The organism is Bartonella sp. CL63NXGY (assembly GCF_042194905.1).
Taxonomy (GTDB): domain Bacteria; phylum Pseudomonadota; class Alphaproteobacteria; order Rhizobiales; family Rhizobiaceae; genus Bartonella.
Map to the genome: position 1 here is coordinate 20,888 of NZ_JBHINK010000003.1, position 14,456 is coordinate 35,343.

A 14,456-nucleotide genomic window follows, 5' to 3' on the forward strand; every position below is an offset into this window, starting at 1 on the left:
TTCAAGACACTTTGGTTGCCAACTCACATGCGTGTTTTAAAGAAACATCTCTCAAAACCCTCAAGCCCATTTTGCGACAGCACCTACAAGAATATAAAATCTATAGAGCACCATCTCTACACTTCATAAAAGTGCAAGCTGGCACCATCCATCATACACTTTACCTCCAATGATGCCCTTGAAACGGCATAAGAGGCATTTTTATTCATTTTTTGTAAAATTTCACTCCACGCGAGCTCATCTAGCTTGTAACGTACGAGCGACATGATTTTGGTTGATTTACTATAAGCAGACTTGAAATGAGAGAATCCTACGGTATTCGAGGTTTTTCATTCAACATGCAAAACATTGAACACGGTCTATAAATCCCATGTTTTATAAATCCCCCCATATTTTATAAATCCCATGTTTTATAAACCAAAGCGATGCGCCATAACAGGATCAAGGGAAATATTTATGAAGTGGTGCGGGTGGTCGGACTCGAACCGACACTCCTCTCGGAACCAGATTTTGAGTCTGGCGCGTCTACCAGTTCCACCACACCCGCACACTTTTATAAAAGACAGGACTATAAAAGATAGACTTGTCGATTATTCCTTTGCACTATATGAAGAAGCACAGATTCGTCAACAGAAGACTTCTCATTTTTTAAGAATTCATATCATTTTCTTATCTATTTTATGGAATATTTTCTTTATTGGATTTCTCTACCGGATTTATAGCAATCTCATTTGTAAAGTCTTTACCTCTTAAACTTATAAAAAGCCTCATGATATTAAACAAATTAAAGCTTTGGACGATTTCTTTAGCAAATCGGCGTACAGCACCACACTGGCTTGGTTTCATTGCCTTTATTGAAAGTTCTGTTTTTCCAATTCCCATAGATGTTTTATATATTCCGATGCTTCTTATCCATCAAAAGCGGGTTTATCGCTATGCTTTGATTGCGACAATCTGTTCTGTATTAGGAGGCATTGCCGGTTGGTTTATCGGACATTTTGCCTATGATACCCTTGCCAAACCCATTTTAGAAATTTATGGTAAGGTTGAAAGTTTTGAATCTCTGAAAAATAGTGCAACCCTGCAATTTCTAATCATTTTACTGATAACATCAGGTTTTTTTCATCTTCCCCCCATCAAGATTGTCACAATTTTGGCCGGTGTAATGAGTGTACGTCTTGAACTTTTCATGCTTATTTGTATTTTTTCTAGAGGCGCTCGTTTTTATCTTCTCGCGTGGCTGATTAAACATTTTGGACAAAAAGCAATGAATTTTTTAGTACAGCATTTCAAATGGATTGTTCTCATTGGTTGTGTTAGCCTCCTTTTAATTTATGGGATTTTCATAGCTTTTTTAAACAGGAAGCTTTTATAAGGAACAGACTTAATGGCATGCGTTTTGTCTTCTCACCCACTTTTACACAAGCACCTTCATCTTGAACCCAGCAGAAAAGAACAAAGTTTGTGGGCTTTTTTTCTTGCTTTTTGCTTGTCTGCCACAATAGGTATTGCCCTTGGTTTTGAACATTTCGGAGGGTATCTTCCTTGCGATTTATGTCTCATAGAGCGTTTCCCCTATTATGGTGCCATACCATTTTTGCTTTTAGCAGGTTTTGGGGCATATTTTTTTCGCATAACTGCTTGGGTACAACTTTTATTTTTGTGTGTTTTTGTCTTAATGTGCATCAGCCTTGTTTTAGCCATTTATCATGCGGGTGTTGAATATGGCTTTTGGGCTGCTCCCCTCAGTTGTGGTTTAAGCGCAGTCAGAAAAACCTCAGACATTAACCAGCTGCTCAGCCAATTAAACAACATTCATCCCCCTTCTTGTTCTGAAGCATCCGCACGCTTTCTTTTTCTTTCATTTGCCGGTTGGAATGTCGTCTCAAGCCTATTTTTCAGCCTTATAAGCCTCTATATTACTTCAAAAGGCATTCTTTCAAGCAATAAAAAACTCTAACCATAAAATAGAAACGAAACCGCGTTCACTCGTTCTCTCCAATCGCTTCCCCCCTAACCAACAACTCTCCAGTCACCAATCCCCACCCAAAACCACCCCACCGCCAAACCAACCCACCAACACCAACGAGTCACCAACATCCCTCCTCTAGCGTTGTACTCATAAAGACAAAAATAAGCAGATACATCCATTTTATGGTTTCACCTCTCTGTACTTATAAGCAACATTTTGATAAAAACTCGTGATAGAAAAGCCGTAAAATAATAAGTGAGGGGACCAATAAATATAAATGGTCTGCTATGGCTGAAGATAAGAATACAGAGCCTTCTACCCTATCACCTATTTCCTTAGATATAACCAAACTTGAAGAACCATGTGTTATGATGGAACATGATCATAATGCATGGCGTGAGCATATAAAAGAAAGAGATTTAAATGCGCCTTACGAAAAACCACCTCATATAAAACCACGAATCAAATCGGCACCACGCATCAGGCAAGTTTTTTGGTGCGATTTTCCTCATGATTCGATACTCCCTGAATTTTGGAAAAAGCGGCCTGTTTTAGTGCTTTCTAAGAATGCAAAATTATATGGAAATGTGACAGTTTTACCTTTTTCAACGAAATCACAACCCAATAATCCCGCTGCGTATCCAATACAATCTCCCATAGAGAATAAAAAAGCGTGGATTATCTGCAATTATGTCACAACAGTTTCTGTAAGTCGTTTAAGTTGCTCACGTACCGTTCCAAGGTTATCCTGCGAAGATTTTCATAAAGTTGTAGCTCTAATGCTCAAATATTTACCGCATTTACAGTATTGACTTTTGAGAAAAATAAGTGTACCTATATCAGCATACACGGCATCAGTAATGGTGGCCGCTTCCCCGCAAGGGGAGATAGGAACGAAGGAGTGGGAAACCGCTCCTTTCGTCATTTTTAGTATTTTTTTGAAAACTGCCATTTTTTGCAACCTTCCCTAGAACATATCCAACATTCATTCTCCACCGTTGTTGTTTTGCTCCACCGTTGTTGTTTTGAAATATCTGCGATTTGGGGTAAGCAGAAGACAATATCCACACCTTGGATCCGGTAAAGTTTCCCATGGAGATTACCGAGATATTGTACATACTTATCATTTCATTGCACAAAAAATCGTGCTGCCGTTGCTTAAACTTTATATGATTTTCCGCAATGGGAATATCTTTCCAAGATTGAAAAAAAGCTTCGCTTTATATGACCACACCTCAAACGATCGTATTTGACGAGATAACAAAGAAAATTCTCTAATAAACCAGAAATCAACACACGACCGATTTCTATCTCTTCACCAAAAACAATTGTTTATTGCCCTAACCACATTATTTCACCGGTCACATGACCTAACATAGTTTTTGCAGATAGATTTTCTTCCCTGTTCTCCTAGAAACGATCTATGCTATTTTGGGATTTACTGCTGAATTGCTTATGCTTGCACTTTGAATGCCTTTTTTCTCACCATATAAAAGGTAGATAAAAAAATAATTTCGTTTATCAGCTTTATTTTAAAGACACACCTATTTTTACAGGATACGTTTTCCTTTCTATCAGCCCTATCGCGTTCAATACACTTGTCGTTTCTAAACATGAACCACCAAGCATCACAATGGAGCAATAGACATCCATCACTTTCATGGGCACTTGCATTGACAAGAGATAAACAAGAGTATTGATCATCACACACGGAGCAAAAATCTATAGCGACTACGCCATAGACTTTCGCCACGCACGGGTTATTCTTAAAGCATATTTATGATGAGATAATCATTTATGACATCCTTTTTGTTACACCACAAAACGGGTTTTGCTAACGAGTTTTGCTATTGTGCAAATTTTTCAAGAGAAATCCTCACTCGCTCATAGATGACAAGATTTCTTTATGGAGAAAGCGTATGGCGCTCAGCTTTGACCTTTTCCATAACAAGGATAAGTTCAAACTTTAACCAACACGACAATACACCTACTCTAAACGCGCACCACCTCATCGGCAACAGGCTGCTTCAATATTGGTGCATTTATCGGTGCATTGACTTGAGGATTTTTTGCACTTCCACGCACCGTAAAAAAAGAAAATATTTTTATCATTTTCAACTCCATTTTAATTGATTTGGATTTTAAAAATGACCAAAAAAATCAAACAAAAATAGAGAGGTAAGTTACGAAAACTACAGGGTAAATTTTACTGCCCCAAAATGTCTATTTTCCCCCGCCTGAACAGTCAGAGGAACACTATAAAAATTATTTTCATTGAAAAACAATTACTTATAATCTAGGGAAGAAAAGTAAAAATCTCCCCCAGAAAAAGAGATTACCTTCAAAATTATCAAAAAAAGCAGCACAATTTTAGTGATCTTTTTATTTTTTTTTGATAAAATTAATTGGCAGGTGTCTTAGGCGCCCCTCCGGTAGGTTCCCAATTCGCAACAGCCGCTAATTCCTCAATAAGCTTCTCTCTTGGTAAATTATTATCATCTACCAACTTGTACTGAACGGCATTTTCACTAAGCCACTTTATAAGCGTTCCTTTAACAGTTTTACCACCCTCAGCCTCACTCACCGCTTCCCATGCCGCAACAATAGCAGCAAGCTTTGGAGCATAACGTGGATGCGTTGGATCTTGAAACGCATATTTTTGATCCTTAGTCTCAGCAAAATTATCCTCAGGGAAAAAAAATGGAGGGTACAGACCACGCAATAAAAGCCATTTTTTTAAATCATCAACGAGAACATATGAGGAATATGTCTCTATATAATTAGAAAAACTCGACCATTCTATCTTTAATTGATCGTCTTTTCCTGCCTGAACTATGGCATTATAAGCTCCTCGGAAACAAGCAGTTTTCTCTGATGATACGGAAAGGTTATCTTCGTAAATATCACTCTTTTCTGGTTCTGTTTCATCGTGAAACAAACACTTTCCTGGATTTAATCCAACTATTAAAAGCGCTGCCTGCGGTATTGTTAGTTTGTGCAAACCCAAAAACCATTCTAAACTATCATCAATTTCCATAGAGTTACTCTTTTTTCTGCACAATTTCGCTCTTTTTTAAAAACATCAAAAACGTTTGTTAACGCGTAGAGATTATGCACTTTTCACATTTCAACTCATCCCATACTTTAAATAAAAACACAGCACCCACACCCTTCCTTGTGATACACAAAAAAATGATTTGAATTGATTTAAGATAAGAAGTTTTGAAATGAGAGAATCCTACTGAATTTTGGGCTTTCATGCAAGATATCAGGCAAGTTACAAGGCAATAAATGCCCCTTCATAAAGGGTAAATTTTTATGCGTGATCAAATAATTTGATATGATAATATCTCTGTCATTTATGCACTCCCAACCTTAAACCTGCCCCTGCAATTACAGCACAAAAGATAATTCGTTACACGCTAACAAATCCACCTAAATGCAAAAGCTGTAACAACGCTAAAATGCGCGTAAATATCATAAGAATACTGTCTTACACCTCCACAAGCAGAATGAGTGGCGTAAAACTGTACAATAAAATGCCATGCCTATAATGAACCGTGCTAAAGACTGTCGCAACACTGGGAGCTAAGGTGTACGATGATGCCAGCTTGCTCTTTTATGAAGCGTAAAGATTAAGAAGACTCAATGGAGTTTATATTATTTCATGGAAATTTTGCGGCTCTACCCTTCTATACTCTTCACGAGTCCCCTCGCGAAATGGGCTTTTATCCCTTGAAAAAGGTCTCTTTTAAAGAATCATTTCAAATTCTAAGAGCTGTTACAGTCTTTTGAACGCATCAAATGAATGATGATGCTAGCTTATTCCTTTCCTATATTCTCGAGCATCAATACATTAGAATGCTCCATTCAAACGCCCCTGTAGCAAAATAAAGCACATTGTCTCTTAAATTTTTTCACGTAATCATCTCTTTCATGCGCCCCTGTCGTCTCCATTTAATGAATCTCCTTGTACTTTCTCAACATCCCAGCACCTTTTTTCTCAGTGCAACCTTTTTGTAATTTGTCAGTTTTTAACTTTTAGATTGACTTTCGGTTTATTTTTCTTATGTTTTAGAATTATTCTAAAGTGCAGAGGAACAGAAAATGTTGAGATCGTTTTTTTCATTTGTACAACGTAAAGCTCTGTCCTTTCGTTCAGCACAAAACGTGATACTTAAAGCGCTCAAATTAAAAGAGCAACATGCGGCGCTCTATTTAAAATATGCAAAAGCTCTAGAACCTTATTCCTCTAAGGAAGCCGCGGTTTTTACCGCTATGGGGCTTCAAGAGCTTAAAAATTATAAGCAACTTTTGTGCCTTTCTTGTCATAATCGTGCAAACACTATCGGTTCATTATGTGACAAAACTTCTCTTGTGAAAGGAAAGAGCCGCCATCCCTCCCAAAAAACAACAGCGGCAAATCACACCATAAAAAAACCTTCAAAAACGCAAAGACAAACACTTTTGACTTGGATTCAACCAGGTCTTGCAGGATTAATGGATGGCTCTGTCTCCACCCTTGCTCCCATTTTTGCCGCAGCTTTTGCCACGGGAGACACGCATCAAACTTTTTTGATAGGGCTCTCAGCTTCAATTGGTGCGGGACTTTCAATGGGTTTTACAGAAGCAGCCCATGATGACGGAAAATTATCAGGGCGTGGTTCGCCATTAAAAAGAGGTCTTGCCAGCGGCATTATGACAACATTAGGAGGACTAGGTCATACTCTTCCCTATTTGATCAACTCTTTTTATGTAGCGACAATTATTGCTTTTATCATTGTTTTTTTCGAACTAGGCGCCATCGTCTGGATTCAGAACAAATTCATGTCCACTCCCTTTTGGCGCGCCTCTTTACAGGTCATCATTGGGGGTGCTCTGGTTTTTGCCACGGGTATTCTTATCGGTAGTATCTAAAAAATCTTATCTGTAACCATAATTTAGATCTCAAATAAGCGCATGCCCCTAGGCATAAGCCATCCTTGATGATGCCATTATTGAAAAATGTCATTGATAATGTTAGGTGGTGTTGTGGAATATTTTAGGTCAGTAAGAGATGATAAGCAAGCTCTGGGGACAACCTATATCCACACACCTTTATCGACTTGGTTTTATAGATATCTTTTGTTAAAGTATCATTTTCTTCTAGATCTCATATTTTGGAAATGCCTTGATCATGTCGCACACTGAAACCAACGCCCCTTTAAACAATCATCCTGTCTCTTCTCAATCTTCACGTGCCCAGACTTTATTTGTTCAGCGTCTTGCACACGGACAAGGTTTAGAACTTCCTTGCTACGCGACAGCAGGTTCTGCGGGTCTTGATCTACGGGCAGCAATTGGAGAAGAAGAAACGCTTGTTCTTGCCCCTGGGCAGCGGGCACTTATTCCAACAGGTCTCATTTTTCATTTATCTCTTGGGTTTGAAGCACAAATACGTCCACGCTCTGGCTTAGCCTTAAAACATGGCATCACATGCCTCAACACTCCAGGAACGATTGATAGTGACTACCGTGGTGAAGTCAAAGTCCTTCTTATCAATTTAGGACAAGAAGACTTTTCAATCCAACGGGGCATGCGCATTGCCCAAACAGTCATCGCCCCCGTATCCCAAGTTAATGTTTGCGCCATTGAACCAGAGCAAAATACCCAAAGCCATAACGAGAGCCGTGGAACAGGAGGTTTTGGTTCAACGGGACACACTTAAGAAGCTCTGAAAAATCGCTATCCTTAAAATATAACACACACTTATTCTAATCACTCTTTCACTTAAAACCCCTTGGGCTTTTAAAGTGCAAAAGGAGTGCGCATTTGCTTTCAAAGTTTTTTCACTAAACGCCCCTCTAAACGGGCATCCTTACTCTTCTCCTGTCTCTTCTCAATCTTCACATGCCCAGACTTTATCCGTTCAGCATCTTGCACTTGGGACAAGAAAGCTTCCTCACTACGCAACGGCTGGTTCTGCGAGTCTTGGATTTACAAGCAGCAAATTGGTAAAGAAGAAACGCTTGTTCTTGCCCCTGGGCAGCGGACACTTATTCCAACAGGTCTCATTTTTCATTTATCACGTGGGGTTTGAAGCACGCATCCGTCCACGCTCTGGCTTAGCCTTAAAACACGGGCATCACATGCCTCAACACTCTAAGAACGATTGAGTGTGACTATCCGGAAGTGAAGTCAAACTCCTTCTTATCAATTTAGACCAAGAAGACTTTTCCATTTAAACGGGGCATGCGCATTGCCCAAACAGTCATCGCCCCCGTATCCCAAGTTAATGTTTGCGCCATTGAACCAGAGTAAAATACCCAAAGCCATAACGAGAGCCGTGGAACAGGAGGTTTTGGTTCAACGGGACACACTTAAGAAGCTCTGAAAAATCGCTATCCTTAAAATATAACACACACTTATTCTAATCACTCTTTCACTTAAAACCCCTTGGGCTTTTAAAGTGCAGAAGGAATGCGCATTTGCTTTCAAAGTTTTTTCACTAAACGCCCCTCTAAACAATCATCTCTCAATTACGTCTCGTGCGCTATACAAAACTTCATTAACACCCGATACCCCTTCCCCATAACAAAAACATTGGCATTAACCATTGAGCGTTCACACACTGCTTGTAATGTCGACAATCTATACATCATACTGGAAATTCTTTGCGCTTTTAAAGTGCAGAAGGAGTGCGCATTTACCACTCTCAAAGTTGTTTCACTAAACGCACCTCTAAACAAGTATCTCTCAATTACGTTTCTTGCGCTATACAAAACTTCATTATCACCCGGTACCCCTCTCCCCATAACAAAAACATTGGCATTAAACATTGAGAGCTCACACACCACTTGTAATGTCGACAAGCTATATATCATATTGATTTATAATAATAATGAATTGTCTTGCAACTTAAATGAGAAATCTCAATACTGTAAGATTGTTTCATTGCAAGCCTATTTATATTAAATCAATCAAAAGCATGTTTCTCACATTCCAAACGTGGATAGCATGCAGATAAAAACTGGAAAAATGCCTACAATGAATACGTGTACTAAACACTGTCGCAACATTGGGGAAAATATAAATACGATAATAGTGCTCGCTTGTTCTTTTGTTAAGCATAAAGATGGTGATGTTCGATAGGTTTTTTATTATTTTACGGGGGCTTTACCATTATACCATTTATAAACACCATCGCAAAAAGGGCTTTAAGAAGTATTAAGACTAAAATACACAACAATAGCCTCTTCTGTTTTCTTGATCGCACCTCTTGAGACAAGATTAGTCGAGCTTAATCCTACAAAACTGATTCAATATATCAACCTCATGCGTATTTGGTTTAATAAATCCACGACAGAACCCTCATTAATTTCACTCCACGACTTTGAGTAATATACTTTGCTTCTTGCAATAAAGGCTATTTTTTATCACTGATCAGAGACATCACCTGAAATATTAGCGTTTCCCGCAGTGCTCGTTGTTACGGCATCCACATGCCCCCAACGTTACCGCCCGCTCCATCGGCAGCAGCATCCTCTAACCCTGTTGTTTTATTATTGATCTCACCTCTTGAGACAAGATTGGTAGAGTTTTGCAATCCTACAAGACCGATTTTATTATATCCAACCATGCGTATTTGATTTAATAAATCGATGACAGTACCATAATCAATTTCGCTATCCGCTTTGATTAAAATTTTTGTCTCTAAATTTTGCGTAGTTTCCCTCAACAAAGCTTCTCTCAAAGCTGCTTGTTCTACAAGATGATCACCAATGTAAAGAGAACGATCTTTTTGCAACGTAACATAAAGAGGTTCATCAGACAAAACCACTGAAGGTGCTTGAGTTATAGAAGGAAGCTGAACGGAAATGACAGATGTTGCCAAAGGCGCTGCAACCATAAAAACAATAAGCAACACCAATACAACATCAATAAAAGGGGTCACATTGATTTCGCTTTGCAACCCACTCTCGTCTATATCCCAATCATTATTAAGGCTTGCTTTCATTTTTTATGACTTTTCTGTTGTCTTTGTCTATCAAGTTCACGGCTCAAGAGCCTTTCAAGAGCAGCAGCGATATCGCCTAAATCACTGCGATAACCACTCAAAGCACGCATAAGGCTATTATACATAACAACGGCGGGAATAGCCACAAAAAGCCCAACAGCCGTTGCGAATAAGGCTTCAGCAATTCCAGGCGCCACCACATCAAGTCGCGTTGTTTGAGACTGAGCAATCCCAATAAAAGAATTCATAATTCCCCAAACAGTTGCAAAAAGACCAACAAAAGGAGCAATTGCGCCAATAGTTGCAAGAACAGCGCTTCCACATGCAACACGGCGTGTAGCAGCCAGCAAGCAGCGTGACAAAAGTGAATGAACCCTTTCTTTTAAACCTTCATGAACATCGCACACCTTAGCATCGCGAACATCGCGGGAACCATCTTCATATTGATTGCTCTCCTCATAAAAGAGAATATCTTCAATCGTTTGTGAACTTTCCCCTGTACTGTTTTTTTCACCAGAGCTTTCGTTTATCCCTTCAGGAGCAGAAAAATGAACCTGTTGTGCAGAAAGATACACCTCTTTAAGGACTTCTTTGAGAAAAAACACACCAGCTCCTTTACTTTCTTTCAAGCTAGCTGCCAAACGCGTAAGAGTCTGAGCATTTAGAACCAATTGAAGTTCATGACGGACTCTTCGTTTTACCAAAGTGATCTCGACAATTTTCACAAAAGCAATTGTCCAAGACATAAGAGAAGCAAGCAACAAAATAATGATAACAGCTTTCACCACCCAATCAGCAGCCATAAACATAGAAAAAGGAGAAAAATCATGCACTGTCAATACAGCAGACATATTATCTAAAGGGACTATTTTATCTAAAGGGACTGTTTCAGATTCCATTTTTATCTCACATTCTTGTGCTCTTATCTTTATTCATGAGCTGGATCGTCACCCCGCATAGCATCACTGTTCCACACTGCCACTACCCTTTTAACGTCACTTGTGTATTCCTCTTAAGAAAGAAAACTTGATATATCAAGTATAGTTTTATTCCACAAGCTCTCTCTTAATTCTAAAAAATTACTCAAGAAATTTTTCTCTAACAATTCAACAAGTTTATCTTACCTAATCAATTTATTGCATAAATTAGGCAAAATGATAAACTTACAAGAAGTATCGCATATAATATTTTAATTTATAAGAATAATTTATCATCGTTCCTGTTAAATAAATCTCTCATATCGCAAAACTTCTCTCATTTCAGCGGCTCTTTTAAATCCAACAAAATATTTGCTTGCATGAAACAAGCAGCAAAAATATCATAAAACTCTTGAAGAAAAGGATATGCACATCTCTAACAGCCCGTGCACTGAAGTACCTCCTATCCAAATAAAAATATACCTTACGTTTAAAAGAACTATCGCAATATCTTAAACTGACTAAAAGTATAATAGGGAGAGCGCGTGTTGCCCCCAAATACATAGAGAGCAAAGAGCCGCAATATTATTTTCTTTTTCTTTGCTTCAAAAGCATAAAAATAACATTATTTCTGCTGCAAAATCGCAACAACGATGTTTTTTAGCTGTCACAAGCTTAAAAAATAAACCTCAACATGCTTTTTAAAAAACTTTTATAAAAAACTGCGCCACGAGAAACTGAGGAATGGTGCTAAATTCCTGCAAAAGTATAAGACAATTCTCAACAGATGCGACCCTTTACAGACAGAGCATATCGTATAGGAAAGATTTATTTTATCAAAAGCAGTTTTAAATTCGACAAAATGAAAGGAACCAAAAAAAACTTTTGGCGTTACTCAAGCAGTGAAAATTTTCACTCCAATGCAAATGATCACTATGAACACACCAATACAAATATAATGAATCAAGAGGGAAAAATACCATGGCCCATAATAAAACAACACAGCACGATAAAACAGCCGTAGAAAAAGACCTACAAGGACAATTAGAAACGTTACGTACTGAAATTTCAGGGATTACCTCAACCCTAACAGATCTTGGTGCAAACAAATTCAACGCCGCCAAAGACAAAGCAGAAAAACTATATCACTCAGCGAAAGAAAGTGGTGAAGACATGATGTCTCAAGCAAAAGACAAAATCAGTGATCTTGAACAAACCATGAATCAATGCGTTCGCAAAAATCCTGGAAAAAGCGTTTTGTTTGCCGCAGGGGTTGGTTTTATTCTTTCTCAATTACTGCGTCGTTAAGCAATGCATAAGTTTATCGCTCCTCTTTTAAACCATCTTGTCGGTGGAGGGCTTAAAAGCACAGTCAAGCAAGTACGCCTTCAAGCAATTTTCTATGGGTTTATTGGCATTTCATTCTTCATGTCTTTGCTTTTTTTATGTACCATCGGTTTTATTGCGTTATGTTCTGTTATGAAGCCTCTTGCTGCCGCCAGTATCATGTTTTTAATTTGTCTTTCTCTTGCGGGATTAGGTCTTATTATCAGTCGAGTTCTCAAAACTTATCAACGCTATGACCAACAAAAAAAGACAGAAGAACAACGCCACAAACTCATGACAGATGCAACTGTTTCCAGCCTTGCAGCTCTCAGTCAACATCTCCCTTTTGCCAAATTGAGTGTTCCCATTCTCGGACTTGCAACTTATCTTCTGTGGAAAAAAGATAAAAAAGACCGCTTTTCAGAGTAAAATATGTAAAGCTATCACTTCAAATCCCCTCAATGTGCTTTCTTTTATAATAAAAGAAAGCACATTTTTTTCCTCATAGTCTCTTTAGCTTCTTCAAATACCTGAAAAGAAATCCCCTTCATTTGGGATAAAAATTCCATAGAACCGCTTCCCTTTCAGATGTCCCCATTTTTCATGAACATGGCAACATGAGGCAAAGCTTCAATTAAAAATTCTGGTTTGATTTGAAGCAATTGGTTGTTTTTTGAAGATATGGATAATTTGTTTTTGCTTTTCTCTGTTTTTTCATAAGCCTTTTTTCATGACCATAGGTCACATCAGTAGTTTGCGTGTGTTCAGATTTTACTGAACACTCATGTTTGTTACAATGACTATTTTGTTTAGGGAAAAAAACGCGCTCCGACATAGCGCTGTAGTAAACAACCTATAAAGATATTTTAAACACAACAAATTTCCATAACGAACGTTGTCCACCAAGGACTGTGTGGATTAAATTAACTTTTCCCTGTTAAGGCTCGCAGTAGAAATTGTCTTGATTTTTAAATAGCGCTTGAGAGGACGCTTTATCAATAATGGTCAATGGGATTATAGCTCCCATGATCTCTTCATCAATCTTCTGGTTGTTGAAATTGGCTCGACCATAAACCGTTTTGTGCTTTTTGAGCAGCAGATTGTAAGTTTTTATAGTCTGCTGGGGATGGAAAACGATGCTGATCTTTTGTCAACACCATCAACCCTTCTGCCAGCCCCAACCGTGCCAGATCAACCCATCTACAAAACATTGTGCATAATGAACCTGTTGAATGACACGTACTTGCCGACAAGTAACCTTTTTATCGATTGTTTTTGAGACAAGCCACGCCGTAACAAAAGCACCGCAAGGTCACTTAACTCCGTTGCGTGAGGCAAATTGCCTCATTTCACAGCTTTCCACACCATATAATCGAATATCACGGATGATCTTTTTCTCCATCCATCATCCACAAGCGTGATCATTTTAAAGGTCTCACCACTTGTGACTTGTATAGCACCGGAATAGACTGGTACATTTTTTTCATAAAATTGTGATGCGAATGGTTCTGAATGCAATACCACATTTTGTTGATTTACGTCTTGTTGGTTTGCATAATCTATTAATTGTAACTTCGGATTTTGAACGGGATTTTCTATTGTCTTTTCTGGTACTTTAAAAAATAAAATTGCATAATCTTTTCAGTATGTTGATTGAAATAAAATGATCCAAAAATAATAATATAACTTAAGACAATATATTTATGCGATGATCTAAGATATTTTAAAAGTATAATTTTAAATATTACTATATTTTTCATTAACTAAGAAAAGATTAAATATTATTAATTTATAGATAGAAAAATTTATTTTTTTTCATTTATATGATTCTTGATTAAGATTTTGAATATTAATTTTATGATCAACTTAAACCTAAAGCGGGGGAACTTTCATGAAAAACACGAATAATTTGTTCAGTTGTGAACACATCTTACCAAAAACTACTCTATCCAACACACAACAGAAATGGTTAACAGCAGCATTGATGCTGTTTACTGCCTTCATCGCACTTAGTGAGCCAGTATTTGCCGCAGGCGACTTCGGAAAAATTGAACGTGCTCTTCAAAAAATAATTACGGCTTTAACAGGACCAATTGCAAAATCAATTGCGACCATTGCGATTGCCGGTATTGGGATTTCATGGATTGCTGGTTATGTTGAAATGCGTAAAGCTTTCTTTGTTTGTGTTGGCATTGGCATTATCTTTGGTGCACCACAAATCGCAGCAATGTTTTACAGTTAAACT

General features: G+C 38.0%; 15 protein-coding genes, 1 tRNA gene and 1 pseudogene. 10 read left to right on the forward strand and 7 right to left on the reverse strand.

Annotated features, from left to right (window positions below; genetic code table 11):
• Positions 1-462 precede the first annotated feature (462 nt).
• Positions 463-547 (reverse strand) — tRNA-Leu (locus ACFIK0_RS02400).
• Between the two features lie 222 nt (positions 548-769).
• On the opposite strand from ACFIK0_RS02400, the gene ACFIK0_RS02405 reads away from it, so the two are divergent.
• Positions 770-1,375, forward strand: coding sequence for a YqaA family protein (locus tag ACFIK0_RS02405; RefSeq protein WP_273790911.1), 606 nt, complete (start codon positions 770-772; stop codon positions 1,373-1,375).
• A 12-nt stretch (positions 1,376-1,387) separates the two neighbouring features.
• Positions 1,388-1,960 (forward strand): disulfide bond formation protein B, encoded by a 573-nt coding sequence (locus ACFIK0_RS02410; RefSeq protein ID WP_273790912.1) that lies wholly within the window; start codon positions 1,388-1,390, stop codon positions 1,958-1,960.
• A 53-nt stretch (positions 1,961-2,013) separates the two neighbouring features.
• On the opposite strand, the gene ACFIK0_RS02415 is transcribed toward ACFIK0_RS02410, so the two are convergent.
• A complete protein-coding gene (locus ACFIK0_RS02415; protein ID WP_375643294.1) occupies positions 2,014-2,151 on the reverse strand; it encodes a hypothetical protein in 138 nt (45 codons plus the stop codon).
• Between the two features lie 108 nt (positions 2,152-2,259).
• On the opposite strand from ACFIK0_RS02415, the gene ACFIK0_RS02420 reads away from it, so the two are divergent.
• Positions 2,260-2,784 (forward strand): type II toxin-antitoxin system PemK/MazF family toxin, encoded by a 525-nt coding sequence (locus tag ACFIK0_RS02420; RefSeq protein WP_273790913.1) that lies wholly within the window; start codon positions 2,260-2,262, stop codon positions 2,782-2,784.
• 1,589 nt (positions 2,785-4,373) lie between these two features.
• Here the strand turns inward: ACFIK0_RS02420 and ACFIK0_RS02425 are convergent.
• Positions 4,374-5,009: a hypothetical protein gene (locus ACFIK0_RS02425; protein ID WP_375663418.1), complete on the reverse strand. Its 636-nt coding sequence runs from the start codon at positions 5,007-5,009 to the stop codon at positions 4,374-4,376.
• 1,070 nt (positions 5,010-6,079) lie between these two features.
• On the opposite strand from ACFIK0_RS02425, the gene ACFIK0_RS02430 reads away from it, so the two are divergent.
• The 3 genes and pseudogenes from ACFIK0_RS02430 to dut (ACFIK0_RS02440) all read left to right on the forward strand — a co-directional run bounded on the left by ACFIK0_RS02430 (position 6,080) and on the right by dut (ACFIK0_RS02440) (position 8,335).
• The gene (locus tag ACFIK0_RS02430; protein ID WP_375627767.1) at positions 6,080-6,889 is read left to right on the forward strand and encodes a VIT1/CCC1 transporter family protein; all 810 of its coding nucleotides are present in this window, start codon (positions 6,080-6,082) and stop codon (positions 6,887-6,889) included.
• Positions 6,890-7,148: 259 nt separating this feature from the next.
• On the forward strand, positions 7,149-7,679 hold the full coding sequence (dut, locus tag ACFIK0_RS02435; protein ID WP_375637785.1) for a dUTP diphosphatase: 531 nt from the start codon (positions 7,149-7,151) through the stop codon (positions 7,677-7,679).
• A gap of 85 nt (positions 7,680-7,764) precedes the next feature.
• Positions 7,765-8,335 (forward strand): annotated as a pseudogene (dut, locus tag ACFIK0_RS02440) (dUTP diphosphatase).
• Between the two features lie 155 nt (positions 8,336-8,490).
• On the opposite strand, the gene ACFIK0_RS02445 reads toward dut (ACFIK0_RS02440), so the two are convergent.
• From ACFIK0_RS02445 to ACFIK0_RS02455, 3 genes are all read right to left on the reverse strand, one after another.
• Positions 8,491-8,613, reverse strand: a complete 123-nt coding sequence (locus ACFIK0_RS02445; protein WP_375663419.1) for a hypothetical protein — start codon at positions 8,611-8,613, stop codon at positions 8,491-8,493.
• 827 nt (positions 8,614-9,440) lie between these two features.
• Positions 9,441-9,968 (reverse strand): biopolymer transporter ExbD, encoded by a 528-nt coding sequence (locus ACFIK0_RS02450; RefSeq protein ID WP_375663420.1) that lies wholly within the window; start codon positions 9,966-9,968, stop codon positions 9,441-9,443.
• Positions 9,965-10,867 (reverse strand): MotA/TolQ/ExbB proton channel family protein, encoded by a 903-nt coding sequence (locus ACFIK0_RS02455; RefSeq protein ID WP_375663421.1) that lies wholly within the window; start codon positions 10,865-10,867, stop codon positions 9,965-9,967. Before ACFIK0_RS02455 ends, ACFIK0_RS02450 begins: the two co-directional genes overlap by 4 nt.
• Positions 10,868-11,866: 999 nt before the next feature.
• Between ACFIK0_RS02455 and ACFIK0_RS02460 the strand changes: the two genes are divergently transcribed.
• Together ACFIK0_RS02460 and ACFIK0_RS02465 are read left to right on the forward strand one after the other, a co-directional pair.
• Positions 11,867-12,193, forward strand: coding sequence for a YqjD family protein (locus ACFIK0_RS02460; RefSeq protein ID WP_375663422.1), 327 nt, complete (start codon positions 11,867-11,869; stop codon positions 12,191-12,193).
• Positions 12,194-12,196: 3 nt separating this feature from the next.
• On the forward strand, positions 12,197-12,640 hold the full coding sequence (locus ACFIK0_RS02465; RefSeq protein WP_375663423.1) for a hypothetical protein: 444 nt from the start codon (positions 12,197-12,199) through the stop codon (positions 12,638-12,640).
• Between the two features lie 608 nt (positions 12,641-13,248).
• Here the strand turns inward: ACFIK0_RS02465 and ACFIK0_RS02470 are convergent.
• Positions 13,249-13,422 carry a hypothetical protein gene (locus ACFIK0_RS02470; RefSeq protein WP_375663424.1) on the reverse strand — a complete coding sequence of 58 codons (174 nt, stop codon included), beginning with the start codon at positions 13,420-13,422 and terminating at the stop codon, positions 13,249-13,251.
• 21 nt (positions 13,423-13,443) lie between these two features.
• On the opposite strand from ACFIK0_RS02470, the gene ACFIK0_RS02475 reads away from it, so the two are divergent.
• The gene (locus ACFIK0_RS02475) at positions 13,444-13,632 is read left to right on the forward strand and encodes a hypothetical protein (RefSeq protein WP_375663425.1); all 189 of its coding nucleotides are present in this window, start codon (positions 13,444-13,446) and stop codon (positions 13,630-13,632) included.
• A gap of 470 nt (positions 13,633-14,102) precedes the next feature.
• A complete protein-coding gene (locus ACFIK0_RS02480; protein ID WP_375663426.1) occupies positions 14,103-14,453 on the forward strand; it encodes a TrbC/VirB2 family protein in 351 nt (116 codons plus the stop codon).
• Positions 14,454-14,456: the final 3 nt, after the last annotated feature.

What these genes read in the sequence shown, in the direction of transcription:
- dut (WP_375637785.1), top strand. Translation starts at nt 7,149, where the DNA reads ATGTCGCACACTGAAACCAACGCCCCTTTAAACAATCATCCTGTCTCT.
- ACFIK0_RS02480 (WP_375663426.1), top strand. Translation starts at nt 14,103, where the DNA reads ATGAAAAACACGAATAATTTGTTCAGTTGTGAACACATCTTACCAAAA.
- ACFIK0_RS02445 (WP_375663419.1), bottom strand. Translation starts at nt 8,613, where the DNA reads ATGATGTATAGATTGTCGACATTACAAGCAGTGTGTGAACGCTCAATG.
- ACFIK0_RS02405 (WP_273790911.1), top strand. Translation starts at nt 770, where the DNA reads ATGATATTAAACAAATTAAAGCTTTGGACGATTTCTTTAGCAAATCGG.
- ACFIK0_RS02465 (WP_375663423.1), top strand. Translation starts at nt 12,197, where the DNA reads ATGCATAAGTTTATCGCTCCTCTTTTAAACCATCTTGTCGGTGGAGGG.
- ACFIK0_RS02430 (WP_375627767.1), top strand. Translation starts at nt 6,080, where the DNA reads ATGTTGAGATCGTTTTTTTCATTTGTACAACGTAAAGCTCTGTCCTTT.
- ACFIK0_RS02420 (WP_273790913.1), top strand. Translation starts at nt 2,260, where the DNA reads ATGGCTGAAGATAAGAATACAGAGCCTTCTACCCTATCACCTATTTCC.
- ACFIK0_RS02425 (WP_375663418.1), bottom strand. Translation starts at nt 5,009, where the DNA reads ATGGAAATTGATGATAGTTTAGAATGGTTTTTGGGTTTGCACAAACTA.
- ACFIK0_RS02410 (WP_273790912.1), top strand. Translation starts at nt 1,388, where the DNA reads ATGGCATGCGTTTTGTCTTCTCACCCACTTTTACACAAGCACCTTCAT.
- ACFIK0_RS02455 (WP_375663421.1), bottom strand. Translation starts at nt 10,867, where the DNA reads ATGGAATCTGAAACAGTCCCTTTAGATAAAATAGTCCCTTTAGATAAT.
- ACFIK0_RS02460 (WP_375663422.1), top strand. Translation starts at nt 11,867, where the DNA reads ATGGCCCATAATAAAACAACACAGCACGATAAAACAGCCGTAGAAAAA.
- ACFIK0_RS02475 (WP_375663425.1), top strand. Translation starts at nt 13,444, where the DNA reads ATGACACGTACTTGCCGACAAGTAACCTTTTTATCGATTGTTTTTGAG.
- ACFIK0_RS02450 (WP_375663420.1), bottom strand. Translation starts at nt 9,968, where the DNA reads ATGAAAGCAAGCCTTAATAATGATTGGGATATAGACGAGAGTGGGTTG.
- ACFIK0_RS02415 (WP_375643294.1), bottom strand. Translation starts at nt 2,151, where the DNA reads ATGGATGTATCTGCTTATTTTTGTCTTTATGAGTACAACGCTAGAGGA.
- ACFIK0_RS02470 (WP_375663424.1), bottom strand. Translation starts at nt 13,422, where the DNA reads ATGTTTTGTAGATGGGTTGATCTGGCACGGTTGGGGCTGGCAGAAGGG.